This is a genomic window from Anaerobiospirillum sp. NML120511 (genome assembly GCF_023050955.1).
GTDB lineage: Bacteria > Pseudomonadota > Gammaproteobacteria > Enterobacterales > Succinivibrionaceae > Anaerobiospirillum.
The window spans coordinates 26,654-43,644 of the sequence record NZ_JALKIK010000020.1 but is presented as its reverse complement, the minus strand read 5'-3'; the positions used below and the strand labels follow the sequence as shown (position 1 = coordinate 43,644).

Here is a 16,991-nt window from a genome sequence, read left to right as displayed (position 1 = left end):
GCTATGCCTGCATGGGCCAGATCTCAGTCTGCATATGACTGTATGCCCTGCTGCTCAGCTGTGTATTAACAGTCATGGACAAAAAACATAAGGAGTCTGCAGACATGATTTGCAGCATATCCATGAGCATTTCCGGAGTATGACAGCCCATTACATCAGGCTGTCATATAACTCAGTCAGAAACCAGGTGCTCTGGCTCTGGCTGATATCAAAGGTAAAAATATGTCTTCTATCAGTATCACAGGCGGCTCACCTGTATCTGAGCCTGTAATTCTGACCCTGGGCGCAAGTGCCGAGGCTGTTCCTTTTCTTTCTCTGCTCATGGATGAGGGACTGTCAGTCGTATGCATGGATCGCAACCCGACGCTCCCTGAAGAGTTTACCTCCCGCCATAAAGGTCAGCTCAAATGTCTGGCCCGTGACTTTGGTGATATCGGTCAGGCTGAGCGTACCGTTGTCGAGGAGGGTATAACTCATACTCTGGCTCTGCCTGTTGGCCGTTCTCTTACCTCTATGGGTAGAATAAATGACCGCTTTGGTTTTGCAGGTCCGTCCTTTGCTGCCATTGACATCATGACTGACAAGCTGAGCTTTCATAATTTTCAGCTGGCCAACGGGCTTAATGACGCGGGACATATTGTTATTGAGTCAGGTACCAGAGAGGAAACTGTCTCACGCGTTGAGGAAATTGAGGCAGCCCTTGATTATCCTTTCATTGCCAAGCCGGTATGGGGATCAGGCTCTCAGGGTGTACGTGTCATCAAAAACAGAAATGATTTGCTTGCTTACGAGTTGCCTGAGCGTTTTGCCGGCTGCCGTCTGCTGCTTGAGAAAATGATTGGTGGCATTGAGTTTTCAACCAATGTGTTTGTTGATGAGAGCAGCCGCTGTCATATGATGGGCCTGTTCCGCAAGGAAATTACAGCTGCTCCGTACCGTCAGGAGTCATGCTATTTCAGTGACGAGTTCAGCAAACAAAGCGCTATCATCATCAATTACATGAACAGGATCTGCACTCTGCTCAAGCTCAGCAACTGCTTTATCAATGCTGATGTAATTATTGATGGCAATAACAGACCATACATTGTGGATATATCCCCACGTCTTGGTGGCAACAATCTTCTGCGCCTGCTGCGTTTTAATGGCAATAATCCGCTGAAAATCTTCAATCAGGCTGTGATCAGGGGGAGTAAGGATGTAGCTGTTAACACCAGTCAGAAAACAGCTGTGCTTCGTTTCTTCAACTTCATCCGCAGCTTCTGCTATCACCAGCATACTGACGATTACAGTGCTGAGTTAACTGCCAGCTCATCTGCTGCTAAAGGTAAGATTCCAGGCAGTCTGTATAACGAGCGTGAGCGCCAGTGCATTGTAGAGATAGTCAACAGACTGGAGCCGGGTAAGATGTATGGCCCCATGTTCTCAGGCGCTGATACTGCAAGAGGCCATATCTTTGTCAGCCACGAAAGCATCCGTACCGCAGACGAGCTGACTGTGCGCTATCTCAACTGGCTTATCGACAGCTCCAGTGCCGTCGTAGCCTGCTGATTTCACAGCAGTGAAACATGCATGAAAAAAATGGGGCCAGCAGGGCCCCTTTTTTTCTGTTGCGGCAACTGGCCAGCCATTAAAATCCTGTCCCGACTGCCCGCCTCTGCCATACATAATACGGAACCTCTAACAGGCTCATCCGACCCGTCTTTCCCGCAATAACGACCCCAGCCTCACCCGGTAATTTCAGTGCTTTCCTGTGGCCAGCTGGAATACTGTGCTCATTGCGCTGAGAATATAGTCAACAGGTCCATTAATACGCTCTTACCAGCCTCACTGTGTCCAGATACTGTAACCTCATACTCAGAGTAATCTCTGGCCACACATGGTCTCAGTCTGCCTTGCTGATGATATTCCTTGCCATAATGTTTTGTAAAGCGTTGCATCTTTTAGAACGTGCGCTGCAGCCGGGGAAGTGCAAAGCAGTTCGTGTTTTCCTTTAAGCCGCTGCATACAGTATGGATGAGAGCTGTGTCAGCTCCAGGTGGCGCAATTGCTGCAATTGCACTGCAACTTGCTAAAATGACCTCATATTTGTGCTTTACTCCGCAGGGTGAACTTTCAATGGCCAATGAAGAACTGCTCAAAAAACTTCCTTCCTACAGAACTTTTTCCATAGAAGAGTTAAAGGATGGCTCATGGCGCAACAAGCCAGGTGAAACCTGCCTGCGCTCGAGCTTCAGAACTGATGATATTGAGCGTCATTATGAAATCGAAGCACAGAAACGAGAGCTGATTGCCCGTAAAGAACTGGCCGATCGTCAGAGGGCAGTCTCACGTATGGCACCAACGCCAGCGGCGCCCGCACCCGCACCCGCACAGACACCTGCATATGCACCAGCACCTGCATATGCACCAGCACCTGCATATGCACCAGCACCTGCATATGCTCCTGAGCCTTCATATGCACAGCCGCAGCACCAGGGGCAGACATACGCTCAGACTCAGAGACAGGCACAGGCACAGCCACACTTGCAGGCTCAGCCATCAGCTCACACTACAGCACCGGCCCTGACCGGGCAGTCATTGCCTGCATATGATGCTATGCCAGATACCGGTCATATTGCAGAGGATGAGATAGTTGAGTATACCCAGTGGTCAGACAGTTCTGATGATGGCCAGGCCGGGGCTGATATCTGGGATGATTTTGATCCTGAGGCCATCATGGCTCACCAGGATCAGGCAGCTGCAAGTGCTCAGAGTAACGTCCAGAGCAAGGCAGCAGCTGCTCAACCGCCAGCTTCCGGTCCAAAGGTGCGTTTTGAGTTTGCTGAGCGTCCTGCTTCTTTAGTCAGCAATAGCAGTAATGACAGGCAAAATGCCTTTCAGGGACAGCCTGTAAACTCCAGCCCATATGCTGCACCACCTGCACAGAAAGCGGCAGGCGCCCGCACCAGCAGCAAGGCAGGTGCTGGCAGCCGTACCAGCAATGATGGCAATGCTGGCAGCGGCTCGGGTCATGCAGCGGCTGCAGCCTATGCCGCAGGCCGTGCTCATGAGGGCAATATGGGCGGTGTCCGCGCAGCTGCAGGCGCCCGCGCCGGCAGCCACAGCCACTCCAGTGCCCCTGAATTTGATGTTCCACCAGAGTTTGCAGATCAGTATCACGACCAGCATCAGGCTGATTATGCTTATATGCCTGAGTCCATGCCTGAACCGGCCCCATCACATAAGGGCGGTCATATGCCTGAGCATATGCATATGGGAGCACCAGAGCCGGTTAATCCTTATGCAGGCGACATGAGCAATATATTTGATGTTATGGAAAGCGCCATTGCCAGCAGTGCCTTTAACAGCACCAGAGCTCAGAGCGTTACTGCAGTGTCTCCTTACGGACAGAGCGGTGTATCAGCAGCCAGAGCCGCATCTCAGGTTAAGACTCAGGCAGCAGTTAATGATGACCTTCCACCATGGTATATTGGACCTGATGATCCCCGTCTAAACCAGGCAGGCAATTCAGCTGCCAGACAGGGCTTACAAACCGGCAGTACTTCTGGCATGACTTCAGCTTCTCCCGGTACTGCCTCTGAGACCATTACCGGAGGTAAAGCTGCCAGTATGGCCGGTAAGGATGTCGGCATGGCAGGTAAAGCTGCCGGCATGGCTGGTAAAGCTGCCAGTAAGGCCGGTAAGGATGCCGGCATGGCTGGTAAAACCTCCAGTATGGCCGGTAGCGCGGCCAGTATGGCTGCCGACAGTGCCGCAGGTAACGGCGCTGCAGCTGAGGTAGCTGCCGGCGCTGAGGGAGCTGGTGCAAGTCATGCCATGAAGTGGGCTGAGGGGCAGGATGAGGAAGATGACAGCGGCTTTAGTTTTGAGTACATCAGTAAGGTGCTTGATGATTACCGCAATAAAGTAGAGCCAGAGCTGTGTCGTCAGCAAAGGGGCAGGTCGGCGCGTAAAAGCAGCACCAGAGCGGCTGCACAGCCTGCAGGATGGGGCAGTGTTGCCGGTTCATCACAGTCAGCGATGCAGGCTCATCAGTCTAATGAATCAAGGGCTTTTGCTTTTGGCAGCTCTGCTCATACTCCTGCTCATGCTTCTGCTCCGGCTGCGCCATTCAGCACTTATGAGCCCGAAGTGTCTGGCAAGTCAGGAGATGACGAGGTTGATCTTGATGATTTTCGTGAAAGTATGGAGGACCTGGTGGCTCCATATGGCATTACTGTACTTGATGTTGATAACAGACCTTTTCAGGTACTGTGTTCCATGCTTTCAAGAGAGGATGAGCGCTTCAAGCTAAGTGTTTTCTACAGTAAGCAACGTAAGATCAAATATATCCAGTGCGCCTGTACCAGTACTGAGGTCAAGCTCGGCCTGAAGCATCTTGAGGCTCTCAGGGGCAGCTGCATTGATGACATGAAGCTCAGTGAGCAGGAGCCTGATTTTGTAGCTCAGGGCGTGCGCAATAAGGGCATGGCGGCCCGCAATAAAAACATTGCCCTCGTGTCAGCAGAAGTGGCCTCTCAGGTAGTGCATGGCGACAAAATCGACATCCACAGTGCTGCCCGTGCCGGCATGGGCAAGGTAGTAACTCTCAATGACAGGGTCGAAAATATCCTCAAGCCGCTGGGCTTTAAGATACGCGACTGTCAGGAGAAGAGTTACCAGCGTCAGTTCTCAGTAACTACTCCATCAGGACAGAACATCATTCTCATGGTGTGGTACAAGGGTTCGGGCAAGGTCTCCAACGTTCGCTTTAACCTCACACCAGGCGCCGACAGAGAAGCTATAGGAAAGGCCCTGACCCAGCTTAACAGCAGTGTGGTAAATACCATGCTCGAAGAGCTGGTCAGCGGACGGGGCCGCTGAGAGCAGGCAGTCGCCGCACCGCCTGAGGCGGCGCGCGGCTGCCCCTCGAGGCCTTGCCTTTGGCAGCTGCACCCCCTTGCGTACTTTGACATGTCAGGAGTCAGGACTGGATATTATGGTATTTTCACAACAGCGGTAACAGCAGTGCCTGCTGTTACTGGCAAAGCATCACCTTCAGGTGAGCAAGGAGCATTGTTATGCTGAAGCTGTCTGTACGTGCCGGACTGTGTGCTGCAGCCATGACGCTGGTCAGCGCCTGTAACTCCACAGATCCTCAGACTCAGTCGATGATAGACAGTGTGGTTACTGCCCTGCCATCGGAGGTGGAGGGATGTACCTTCCTTGGTAATGTCGACACTGATTACGGCTCATACTCCATACAGGCTGCCCGTAACCATCTGCGTCTGAAAACGGCTCAGCTCGGGGGCAATCACCTGGTGGAGACTCATCTTGGTGTCAGTGCCGGAACAGTGTTTTACTCCCGTCACTGGGGCGGCCCTTATGCTGACCCTGACACCTACCTTCTCTCAGGACGTGCTTACTTCTGCCCTGAGGGTAAGGGTATTACAGGCCCATTGCGTCCGGCTGCCATACCTCTTGAAAAGCGCCCTGGTATTGCTGACGGTCCGTACCGTCCTGAGGGGCATATTCCCCCTGAACGCGACAGCAGTGCCACCCCTCCTGCAGCTGACGGCTCTTTAAAAGCTGCTCCCGTACCATCTGATGAAAATACTGAGGTTCTGGCCTCAGATTCAGATCAAAGACCAGCACCTCATGGATCAGTTAATCCAGGCCCTGTGAAAACATCAGAATACGGTCAGATAATTGAGACAACAGCATATCCTGAGTCAGGGGCATTATCAGGATCACCAGTGAGCATAGGCGTGGGCATAGGAGTACACCTGTAGCAAGGATAATACGCAGCCGGCCATCGCATCTGCAATGCAGCTGCAGCACCTGCCCTCACGCCCGACACCAGGCTGCAGCACCTGCCCTCATGCCCTGGCTCCGGGCTGCAACGGCCTGACCTTGTCGCCCCGTCAGGCATTTACTCTTCTTGAGCCTGAAGCTGCACACTCATGCAGATGATAAAACAAAAGGCCTTATCCTTTGCAGGGATAAGGCCTTTTGTTTACGGTCAATACCAGCCACCAGGGGCACGATATCAGCCGTGCCGCAGAGATAATCAGGCAGGGCACGCAGGCAGCGGTGCCTGCTGGAGCAACCTGGGCTTCAGGCTTACTCCTCAGGCTGAGGAGTAACAGTTACCTGGATAGTCTGCACCTTGTGGTGATTGGAGCTGAGAATCTTGAAATTGAACTCGTTGAGGGTTACGGTTTCATCCTTGTGAGGGATGTGACCTAACAGATGGATTACCAGACCGGCAACGGTGTCTACATCAATCTCAGGCAGGCTGGTCTTGAAGAACTCTTCAAACTCTTCAAGAGGAGTGATGCCCAGCAGAGTGTATGTGTTCTCATCTGTGCGGGTGATGTAGTTTTCGATTTCTGCCGGATCGTACTCGTCAGTAATCTCACCTACGATAAGCTCAATAATGTCTTCGATAGTTACCAGACCGCAGACACCGCCATACTCATCAATGGCCATGGCCAGATGCATGCGATCTTTCTGGAAGTCGCGGAGCATGACATTGACGCGCTTGGTCTCTGGGACGAATACCGGCTTGCGCAGCAGGTTTTCAATATCGCAGATACGACGGTCGCCCTCATTGGCAAGAGGCAGCAGATCCTTGGCCAGCAAAATGCCCTGAACATGATCCTTGCCTTCGCTGGTGACAGGGTAGCGTGAGTGTCCATACTGCTTGATTGTATCAATAGCCTGAGCCACAGTACTCTCAGCGTCAATGGCCACAATGCGGCTGCGCGGGATCATGATATCGGCAATACGGCGCTGTGAGATATCAAATACACCACGAATCATATCCTCAGTGTCTTCATTGATAATCTCATCGGCACCGGCCTGCTCGATTACTTCGGCAAGCTCCTGCTGGTTGGATGGAAGTGCACGCTTGAGGATAAGGCGTGCCAGGCGCTCGCGGGTACGGCTTATGAAAGACGGATGCGACGGTAAATCAGATCCCATAGTGAGAATTATAAACTCCATGAAAAAAACACAGCTCATTATAGCGTGTATCATGCCCCCGTCATTAACCTGCCCTTATTTAGCGTGAGCATCCTCAAGAAAATCCCCGGTCATAAGCAGCCCAGGTACCCCAAAGCCCTCCCTTATAAGCACGCACCATCACCTGTCTTTACGTCAGCCTGCCCATACCTGATATCAGCACCGTCAACCTCTGAGTTCTCCCTGCAGACTCATCCAGTCTCAGATACAGGGCAATGTCTGCGGCCCTTGCCCGGGACAGAGCAGGGATATGGCCATATACAACCCACAGACAGCCTCCACGGATATAGCCAAAGGACACACCATACGGACACAACCGCCAGCCCTCACATGGCAAAGGCAGGTGCAGTGTCATTTGCAGTGCCATTTGCTCAGCCTTTGGCAGAGGGCAGCGCAAGGGCAAGGGCCAGAGCAAGAGTTTTGTTCATAACAGGAGGCATGTGCATGGCAGAGAGCCAAGGGCATTTCATTGCCCGTCAGCAGACGCTGGAATCTGCGCTGATGAAAGGTTTTGCCTCACCATGTGCATTATCTCTGTAACACGCAATGCCTGGCACAGAGCGCTGCACATCAGCATATGGACTGCGGCAGGCTGTAAATCCTGGCATGCAGTAGTATTCAGTCATCATTCGTTCTGACCGTTTTTATGAAGAGCACAATAACTGGCTTTCAAGAATTGCTACCCTTGGCAACAGGAGCTCACTTGAGAACCTCAATCTTGCTTACCGTATAGCCAAATTCCAGAGAAACTATTCTCTGTATCTGTTTGACAGCAGAGGCAAGGCTGAATTTATGGCCACAGCTACCGATGGTCCTACAGTGGTAATGTACTCTCTGAGCTGGATAATCAACATTCCTCAGAAGATTGCCCGTCATCTGGCTACAATTATCTTTGACTTCGATACTCTGGCCAAAAATCTGGAGCTGGAGACCTCAAGCTCATTCATGATTTTCATCATGGTTGTCATAGACTTTTTAGTCAGCCTCCTTGGATATTTCTGCGACTTCTGGCTGGCTTTGGGCAATATCTTTGTAGGCGGCATTCTGGGCTGCCTGTTCCATCCTGTTGACAGCATCTGCTCTCTTACCGGACTTGTGTATTTTGCAGTGCCGACAGTATGGTCAGCCTTTGTTGAGTTCATCTATGCTTTCTGGCATATCCTGTTCTGACCCTGACAGGCCCCGGCGAAAGTCACTCCCGGCCTGCAGTCAACTCTGCAGGCCAAAGGCATCCGGGCCTGACTAAGGCAAGGCGTGGCCCTGGGCCTGACTGTGGCCAGCCAGTATGCATATGGAAATTGCCTGGCATTACGCTCAGCTCAGCTCAGGTAAGCTTTGCGTGTTTTTTCATGGAGTTTTTCTTATGCCCCTTCCACTGATTGTTGGTGCCATTGCTGCTGTTGCAGGTGCAGCGGGTGTTGGTATGGGTGTTCGCGGCGCAGTAAAAATGAAGGAGGCCAAAGAGGATATTGAGTGGGCAAAGCGCCGCCATGAACGCAATATGGGCAAGCTCCGGGACTGTAATGAGCCGGCCTGCTCCATGATGGACAAGCTGGGCCGCAATGAGCTTGAGACCCTGTCTTCATTCAGGGAATTTGCTGATCTCTTTGAGTGCATCAGGAACCGTCCTGAATTTAAAAATCTGGACATCATGGGCAACGTGATTCCTGACTTCAGGTTTGAGGAGCTAAAGGATGTGTCAGTGGGAGCCTCGGTTCTGGCAGCCGGTATTGGTGGTGCGGCACTGGGGACTGCAGGTGCCATGGCGGCCTCAGGCGCTACTACAGCTGCGGTTATGGCTGCAGGTACAGCCTCGACAGGTGCTGCCATCAGTGGACTTGGCGGTGCAGCTGCAACCAGTGCCGCTCTTGCTGCACCTGGTGGCGGTTCCCTGGCCGCAGGTGGCGTCGGCATGGCTCTTGGTTCCATGGTTCTGGGCGGCGCTACTCTGGGCGTGGGCCTGCTGGTGGGAGGTATGATTTTCTCCATGGCCGGCAGCAGGATCAGCGACCAGGCTGAAGAGGCAAAGGATCAGATGTATAAGGCCGAAAGCAAGATTGAAAAAATCTGCGACTACCTTACTGAGCTGCGCAACACGGCCCGTAACTACAATGACACGCTGACATCTGTACGCGGCGTCTACAACAGTCAGCTCAATATGATGCGCGATGTCGTGATGAGCAATACTGATGCTCATGGCAAGGCAGAGTGGAGTGATCTTGGCAGTGAGGGACAGCGCATTATCAGCAATACCGTTGCCCTGGTACAGGTTCTCTATGCCATGTGCAAGGTAAAGCTGTTGCTCAAGGATGAAAACAGCTCTCTTGCAGATCAGGTCAACACCATCAATTATGCAGAGGCGAACAAGGCAAGCGAGCAGGCCATATATGCCGTCACCCGCATCGTTAATCAGTAATGGGGCATTAACAGGACCTGCAACAGAACCTGTCTGAACGCAGCAATCTTACACAGTGAATCAGATGCTATCTGGCACTGAAGAGCAAAATAAAGGCGCAGCCTCCTGATTTTTCAGGATTGCTGCGCCTTTTGCTTTTGAATGTACAGGTAAGGGCCCGGGTCAGAGCCATGTCCATGGCCATGGCAGTCCATGCCGTGGCCATGGCTGCAGCATGGCAGGGCGGCGCCGGGTCAGGGACCGGTCAGGTCCGGTCAGGTCCGGTCAGGTCCGGTCAGGACATGCGCTCATGAGCTTCCAGATATGGATTGGCATAGCCAAGGCCTGCCAGGATTTTGATCTCCAGGCTCTCCATTTCCTCGGCCTCATCATCTTCAATGTGGTCAAATCCAAGAAGATGCAGGCAGCCGTGGATGATGAGATGAGCGGCATGCTCATCAAGGCTTTTTTCCTGCTCGGCAGCTTCCTTTTTGAGTACTTCCATGGAAATGACCAGGTCTCCAAGGTAGGTGCCCTCAGTCTCGTCTTCATACTCATCACAGCAGGTGGCTGCAGCATCTGCCTTAGCTGAATCCTCGTCATCACCAGCCTCTGCTCCGGCTTCAAGCTGGGCACGCAGCTGAGGGTCAAGGGAGCTGAGCTCATCTGGTTCATCGTAAGGGAAAGAGAGGATATTGGTAGGCCTGTCTACATTGCGGTAGGTTGCATTGAGCTCATGGATTTCCTCATTAGTGACAAAGCGGGCGCTCAGTGAGCAGTCCTCCTGGTAACCGGCACCTTCAAAGGCGGCTCGAGCCCAGACAAGCAGCTTGTCCAGAGAGGGAATATCCGCCGTATCTTCAACGGCTGTCTGTAAATCAATAAAGATCTTCTGCATGGTTCGTCCCGGACGGAGCATTGGTTCCGTTCTGAAAAAGAGGCTGCCCTCGGGCAGCCTCCTTTTGTCTAGGGCCCGCAGGTGCGGGCGCTGTTATGGTATCGCTGCGCAGCCTTATCGGCTGTCAGGAGCTCAGCTGTTTGGTCGCGCATCTGCCCGGGCAGCATCGTCAGCCTGGGCGGTGGTCTTGTCAGCTGCCAGGAGCTCAGCTGTTCCTGCTCTCATCTGCCTGTGCAGCATCGTCAGCCTGGGCGGTGGCCTTGTCGGCTGCCAGGAGCTCAGCTGTTCCAGCTCTCATCAGCCTGGGCAGCATCGTCAGCCTGGGCGGTGGTCTTATCAGCCCCATCGGTGCGGCTCTGTGCGGCAGATTGATCTGATCCCATCAGATCATCCATCAGGGCATCAAAGTCATCGGCTGTGGTAAAAGCCTGCTCTACCTTGAGCTGCTGATCCTTAAGGCGCTCTACATCCTCATCAAGGGAGCGGCGGTACTGATCAGAGCTGTCTGAGTCTGAACGTGAGTAGTGGGATGATGGAAAGAGTTCTACTGCGCCATGATCTGCCTGAGAGTCATTGTGATCCCTTGAGCTACGGCTGTCCTGTGTAGCTGCTGGAATCATTTCGGCCACTTCTCTGCTGCCTGCAGCCTGGCTGTCCTGATTCTCTTCGTCAGACTCTTCGTGATCCTGACGTGGTTCAGAGCCACGGTCAAATCTGCCATAGCGGCGAGGGCCATAGCTGCGGTCATCACGCCAGCGGTCGCGGCCACGGCGCTCAGATCCGTTGCGTTCCTCTTCTTCCTTTTCCTTTTTGTCCCAGGCATCGTAGGCATTAACAATGGCAGCTACTACAGGGTGACGTACCACGTCCTCAGAGAGGAAGTAGGTAAATGAAATGGCCTCAACACGCTCAAGTACTTCCATGGCATGACGCAGACCGGAGCGAACGTTGCGTGGCAGATCCACCTGAGAAGGATCGCCTGTAATAACGGCCTTGGAGTTAAAGCCGATACGGGTCAGGAACATCTTCATCTGCTCGATGGTGGTGTTCTGAGCCTCGTCAAGAATGATGAAGCTGTCATTGAGGGTACGGCCACGCATATAGGCCAGAGGGGCAATTTCAATGACCTGACGCTCAATGAGCTTTTCCACCTTTTCAAAACCGAGCATTTCAAAAAGGGCATCGTACAGAGGGCGCAGATAAGGATCTACTTTCTGAGTAAGATCGCCTGGCAGGAAGCCCAGCTTTTCACCGGCCTCAACGGCAGGACGGGTCAGAATAATGCGGCGCACCTCATTGCGGGTCAGGGCATCAACAGCCGCAGCCACAGCAAGGAAGGTTTTACCGGTACCAGCCGGGCCAATACCAAAGGACACATCGTGGCTGATGATCTGGCTTATATAGCCGGCCTGATTTGGAGTACGGGCCTTGATAACACCACGCTGAGTTTTGAGGGTTGAAGCCTTGTGATAAAGCTCACCGACGCTGCCACGATCGCCCTCGCCCTCACGTACCTGCTTTTTGAGGGTGGCACGGGCGTTTTCAGCCTGCTCAAGACGGCTTTGCTCATCGATATAGTCAAGAGGATCCGGGCTGTCAGCCTTGTCGGCCTCAAGATGGGTATTTTCGATAATAGCCAGATTGACCTTGTCCGGGGTAATGTACTGAGCCTTCTTCTGTTTGCCTACAGGTGCAGTCTCCAGATAAAGCTGTTTAATAATGCGCTCGGCAGCAATGGCTTTCCTGCCCTTGCCCTTGATGGCAAAGGAAGCTCCGCTGTGCAGGATTTCCACACCCAGACGATCGGAAATCTGCCTGATGTTTTCATCCTCAGGCCCAACAAGATTGCCAAGACGGTTGCGGTCAGCCGGCTCCAGGATGAAGCGACGCATATCAACGTCTTTATCAGAATGCTCTCTGGTCATTTACTCTCCAAAGTACAGGCCTTTGATGGCCTCATATACCCATGCTCAAACGGTAATCAGACAGAAAGGCCGCCAGGCCTGACGGTCTGGGCTCTGGCCTGACAGACAGGGCAAGGTGCGGCACGCTGCAACAGCCTTATGCAGACTGTCATGATGCAGGCCGTAGGGCTGCAGGCAGCGCTGTAGCATTTTCTCTGCACAACAGGAGCATGGAGAAAAAAATCTGTCGGTAATGATAGATGAAAAATATTAAGTGCGCATCATTTGCAGGCCCCTGAGTATTAAAAAGACTCTGCAGCCCGGTCCCGTGGCGCGCATCGCCACTGCCACAGTCAGGGGCGTGCCGCCATACCGCCGTCAGGAGCGCGCCGCCATGCTGCGTCAGGGGCCGCCGCCATGCTGCGTCAGGGGCGCGCCTGCACGTGCACAGCATGGAGCCTGGCGCAGCCTGGGCTGTTCAGGGGCCATAATGAACCGGGGCCGGCAGGCTGTATGTCAGCCTCCGGCCCCGGTGCAGTGCTGCTGGTCAGTCTGCGGCCCTTAAAGCGCGCCTGTTAAGACGAGCTGCAGTGTGCTTAATTGCTTAAGTTAAGAGCGCTGTTGATAAGCTGGCCCTTCATGGTGTGGCTCATAACCTTGATGATGTCCACATCAACCATCTGACCAACAAGATCGCGGCTGCCCTCGAATACCACAATGCGGTTGTTGGAGGTACGGGCCTTGAGCTCCTGATCGCTCTTGCGGGAAATACCCTCTACCAGTACACGCTGACGGGTGCCCATCAGGCTCTGAGAGTACATGGTAGCGTAGTCCTCAAGCTTTGCCTGCAGAGCATAAAGGTTCTGGCGCTTGTGCTCCAGAGGGACATTGTCCTCAAGATCGGCTGCAGGAGTGCCTGGGCGCACCGAGTAAATAAAGCTGAAGCTGGCGTCGAATTTAACATCATCTACCAGTTTCATGGTCTGGGCAAAGTCCTCATCAGTCTCGCCTGGGAATCCCACAATAATGTCAGTGGAGATGAAGATATTTGGACGGGCCTTACGCAGTTTGGCTACCAGCTCACGGTAGGAGTCAGCAGTATAGTCACGGCGCATCAGCTGCAGAATACGGTCAGATCCTGACTGAACAGGAATATGGATGGAATCGGCAATCACAGGCAGATCAGCAATGGCCTGAATGATATCGTCGGTAAACTCCATAGGGTTAGAGGTGGTAAAGCGCAGACGCTCCACACCATCAATGGCAGCAATTTCGTAAAGCAGGGTGGACAGGCGCACTATGGAGCCGTCAGGACCCATGCCACGGTAGGAGTTTACATTCTGACCAAGCAGATGGATTTCCTTGACGCCATTGGCCACATGGGTGATAACCTCGTCAATCACATCCTGCACAGGACGGGAATCCTCACCACCACGGGTGTGAGGCACAATGCAGTAGGTGCAGTTGTTGGAGCAGCCTTCCATAATGGTTACGAAAGCGCTTGGACCACGCTGACCCTGCTCAGGCAGAGAGTCAAACTTTTCCAGAGCTTCGGCTGTTACGTCAACTACAGGCTCACGGGTAGCACGGAACTGAGCCACCATGGCTGGCAGACGGTGAGCGGTACGAGGGCCAAAGACAATGGCAATCTCAGGGTCAATTTCAATAATCTGATGGGCAAGCTCAGAGCCTACGCAGCCACCAAAGGCAATAACTGTGTCTTCGCTGATAATGCCCTTGTGTCTCCATGAGCCAATCTGATTGAAGACCTTGTCCTCAGCCTTGGCGCGTACGGCACAGGTGACCAGAATGATGACATCAGCGCCATTTGGCTCCTTGAGCTCAACATAGCCTGAAGCAGTCATAAGATCGCGGATACGGTCAGCATCATAGACATTCATCTGACAGCCCCAGACAGCCACATGGAAAGTGCCCATCTGCAGCTTGACATTGCTGTTGAGTCTAATACCGGTAATCTCAGTCATATCTCACCTAATAAAAACGCGCGGAAAGTCTTCAGAAAAGTCATCAGACCGTGAAAAAAATGCGGGCTATTATACAATTTTTTACCCGTCCCCTGCGCTCAAATCCCATCATCTGAACAACATAATCATAACAGCCCATCCATATAACGCGGCACTGAGCCCCAGGCATAAAAATGCCCTCCGGCCATAAGCAGTGCAACAGCGGCGCTATATGCTTTCGAAGAGTCATCGTCACCGAAGCTCCATCTGCATCCGAAGAGCCAGCGTCACCGCAGCTCCCGTCACTCAGGCGCACCGGCCACACAGGAGCTCCCGCCGCACCTGCTGCTCCCGCCGCGCCCGCCGCATGGACTGCGGCGCGTTGCGCCAGATGGGCAGCAGCACAGGCAGAGGGGCGGCTGCAGCTCATAAGATGGATGTCATGATGCGCTCAGATGGGGTTTTACAGAGCGCTATTGAGATGATATTGGGCTCATAGAACACTAAATCTGGACTTAAAGCGCGTAAAAATCTGAAATTTCTGCCATTTGAGCAGAAACATGCAGGGGCTTGCCGGGATATGTGCATGGGAAATCTGCAGCTTTCATGTCCAGTGGAGTGTAATGGAGCCGGGAGAGCACTCACTTGTAATCAGCAGGGAAGTATGAGGGCAATACAGAGATAAATCTGGTGTTAATGGCTTAACATCGGGCTTTTGGACGTGGCTGTATGTATATATACATGCAGGTATTGCACGGTGACAGAGAGGTACGTAATTGTCTTTTCAAACTTGCCTAAGTAAGGGCTAATTTGCAGTGATTAAGATAGTCTTGTCAAAAATGCAGGCCGTAAGCTTTTATAAATGCCCGTCATCACTGATGGAACAGAGATCTGAGAGACATAAGTCCCTTTCTGCTGACAGGGCCGTGTCTGACACCAGTGAATTTTTACCCCGCCTGTGGGGACTGCAGATCCTGGCCTGCCGGTTATTATGCACAGATGCTTCTGACTGTGCGTCACCTCCTGCCTTTTGTTCTGTCTGACCAGCTGTATTTACAAACCGCTGCCCTGATAACACCTGGGTAATGGTAAACAGCCCCATGGTATGGACAGCAGTCAGCCGGCTCAGGCTGATGTCAGTGCTGCCCTGAATTTACTGAATGCAGGGAATAAGGCAGTTTCAGGCATAACAGTTATGCCATGGCCAGCTGTGGTTTTGAACAGTACGGCCACGTGCTTATCTGGCGGCAGGCTGCCTTTGCCCGCTGCTGCGGGTCTGTCATGCTGATGTGAATCAGGTTGTCAGGCCTTATGACAGGAAGTAAGGTATGTTGAATGTAAAAAATATATTCCCAGGAACTATGCACTTTGCCTTAAGCAGAGCCATGACAGGCTCAGCTGCTGTGGTACTGAGCACAAGCCTGCTCCTTGCTCCTGCCTGCGTCTGGGCCGGATACAAGTATCACAATGCTCCTCAGGGATTTTCTGATCAACTCAACTCTGTAGCCGTAATTCAGACCCATGGACGTGATGATGAAGTCGTCAGGCTGCGTGGCCGTCTGACCGGCTTTCTGCACAAGAACAATTACGAATTTACCGATGAACAGGGCAGCTCCATTGAGGTAGAGCTCGATGATGATGTGGACTGGTCATATGTCCACAAGGATCAGCTCATTGAAATTATTGGCGAGGTTGAGCGCAACATGTTCAAGCTCAAGATCGAAGCCAAGAGCTACCGCATTATCGAAACTACCGCTGCAACTGCAGCCACTCAGAGTGCTGCCTCAGGTGAATCAGGCATCATAATCACTCCAGTTCCCGTCCCGTCAATGACAGGTCAGGGCATCCAGCCGGTCACTGAAGTTGCCGCTGCTGTGGTTCCGGCTGCCGTCGTGCCAGCCGTTACCGCCTCAGCTGTAGCCGGTACAGCTGCAGCTACTGTTCATGCCGTACAGGACGGCACCTACAAAAATATTCAGGCAGGCCAGGCAAAGACTAATCAGGCCACAGGAGGCCAGACACAGCCGCCTGCTGCGCTCAGTGCCGATGCTCCTGCCAAAGACCCACAGCAAAAGAGTGCTGATGAGCAGGGTGAAAACTCTGACAAGGCAGAAAACAGCGACGGGGGCGGCCCGGCCGTTGCCCCACAGGGCGCTGATCAGATCAGCAATGCTGCTGCAGAGGCTGTAAAGAGCATTAAGGACAGCCACAAGGATATAGAGAAGTCAGCCCGTGAGATTAATGATGGCGCTGCGGCTATCCGTGATTCAGCATCAGTTTATCTGGTATCTGCCAGCGAGGATTTAACTGCATCTGCAAGTGATACTTTTGACTCTGTAAAGAGTGCAGTAAAGTCAGTCGGCAGTGAAGTTGCCCAGTCAGCCAGTGAGGCTGGAAAAGAGGCTGCTGAAATCAGCCGCCAGATTGGTAAGGAAGCTGTCGAGGCCGGACGCCAGATTGGTAAGGAAGCTGCCGAGGCAGGCCGCGAGGCTGGCAGGGAAGCATCTGAAGCTGGCCGTGCCCTTGGCAAAGAAGCTGCTGAAGCCGGACGCGCCATAAGCGCCGGAGCCGAACGGATGGCTGGCGATGCGGCAGCAGCTATCAGAGCCGCCTCTTCTGCCATTGCCACCAAGGTCAAAGACACTGTCAGTGCACCTTCTGTCACCTCGGTAAGCAATGATGCCGGTGTCAATATTCCTGCTGCCAGCTCACAGGAAGGCTCCAGCAGACTTTAATGACTTAAAGCAGCTGCGTCCTTCATAAGCAGGCGGTCGGCAGGCATAACGATTTAACGCGCTATTTACAGGGCTCTGGCATTTATTGTC

The 16,991-nt window shown here is 52.9% G+C and carries 10 protein-coding genes and 1 pseudogene; 6 read left to right on the top strand and 5 right to left on the bottom strand.

Going from position 1 to position 16,991, the window contains the following annotated elements; all coding sequences use genetic code 11:
• The first annotated feature begins 222 nt into the window (after positions 1–222).
• Positions 223–1,548: an ATP-grasp domain-containing protein gene (locus tag MXE39_RS07170; protein WP_246977951.1), complete on the top strand. Its 1,326-nt coding sequence runs from the start codon at positions 223–225 to the stop codon at positions 1,546–1,548.
• Between the two features lie 682 nt (positions 1,549–2,230).
• On the opposite strand, the gene MXE39_RS07165 is transcribed toward MXE39_RS07170, so the two are convergent.
• Positions 2,231–2,455, bottom strand: coding sequence for a hypothetical protein (locus MXE39_RS07165; protein WP_246977950.1), 225 nt, complete (start codon positions 2,453–2,455; stop codon positions 2,231–2,233).
• Between the two features lie 140 nt (positions 2,456–2,595).
• On the opposite strand from MXE39_RS07165, the gene MXE39_RS07160 reads away from it, so the two are divergent.
• Positions 2,596–4,863 carry a hypothetical protein gene (locus tag MXE39_RS07160; protein ID WP_246977949.1) on the top strand — a complete coding sequence of 756 codons (2,268 nt, stop codon included), beginning with the start codon at positions 2,596–2,598 and terminating at the stop codon, positions 4,861–4,863.
• A 197-nt stretch (positions 4,864–5,060) separates the two neighbouring features.
• Complete coding sequence (locus MXE39_RS07155; protein ID WP_246977948.1) at positions 5,061–5,771, top strand: DUF4156 domain-containing protein; 711 nt, start codon at positions 5,061–5,063, stop codon at positions 5,769–5,771.
• A gap of 331 nt (positions 5,772–6,102) precedes the next feature.
• Here the strand turns inward: MXE39_RS07155 and MXE39_RS07150 are convergent, their stop codons facing one another.
• Positions 6,103–6,987, bottom strand: coding sequence for a transporter associated domain-containing protein (locus MXE39_RS07150; protein WP_246977947.1), 885 nt, complete (start codon positions 6,985–6,987; stop codon positions 6,103–6,105).
• Positions 6,988–7,797: 810 nt separating this feature from the next.
• Between MXE39_RS07150 and MXE39_RS07145 the strand changes: the two genes are divergently transcribed.
• Together MXE39_RS07145 and MXE39_RS07140 are read left to right on the top strand one after the other, a co-directional pair.
• Positions 7,798–8,175 (top strand): hypothetical protein, encoded by a 378-nt coding sequence (locus tag MXE39_RS07145; RefSeq protein WP_246977946.1) that lies wholly within the window; start codon positions 7,798–7,800, stop codon positions 8,173–8,175.
• 193 nt (positions 8,176–8,368) lie between these two features.
• The gene (locus MXE39_RS07140) at positions 8,369–9,421 is read left to right on the top strand and encodes a hypothetical protein (RefSeq protein ID WP_246977945.1); all 1,053 of its coding nucleotides are present in this window, start codon (positions 8,369–8,371) and stop codon (positions 9,419–9,421) included.
• A gap of 274 nt (positions 9,422–9,695) precedes the next feature.
• Here MXE39_RS07140 and ybeY read toward each other — a convergent pair whose 3' ends face one another.
• From ybeY to miaB, 3 genes and pseudogenes are all read right to left on the bottom strand, one after another.
• Positions 9,696–10,298, bottom strand: coding sequence for an rRNA maturation RNase YbeY (gene ybeY / locus MXE39_RS07135; protein ID WP_246977944.1), 603 nt, complete (start codon positions 10,296–10,298; stop codon positions 9,696–9,698).
• Between the two features lie 791 nt (positions 10,299–11,089).
• A pseudogene (locus tag MXE39_RS07130) lies at positions 11,090–12,190 on the bottom strand (PhoH family protein); the annotation flags it as partial.
• Positions 12,191–12,798: 608 nt separating this feature from the next.
• Complete coding sequence (gene miaB / locus MXE39_RS07125; RefSeq protein WP_246977943.1) at positions 12,799–14,187, bottom strand: tRNA (N6-isopentenyl adenosine(37)-C2)-methylthiotransferase MiaB; 1,389 nt, start codon at positions 14,185–14,187, stop codon at positions 12,799–12,801.
• Between the two features lie 1,307 nt (positions 14,188–15,494).
• Here miaB and MXE39_RS07120 point away from each other — a divergent pair.
• A complete protein-coding gene (locus MXE39_RS07120) occupies positions 15,495–16,901 on the top strand; it encodes a NirD/YgiW/YdeI family stress tolerance protein (protein WP_246977942.1) in 1,407 nt (468 codons plus the stop codon).
• Positions 16,902–16,991: the final 90 nt, after the last annotated feature.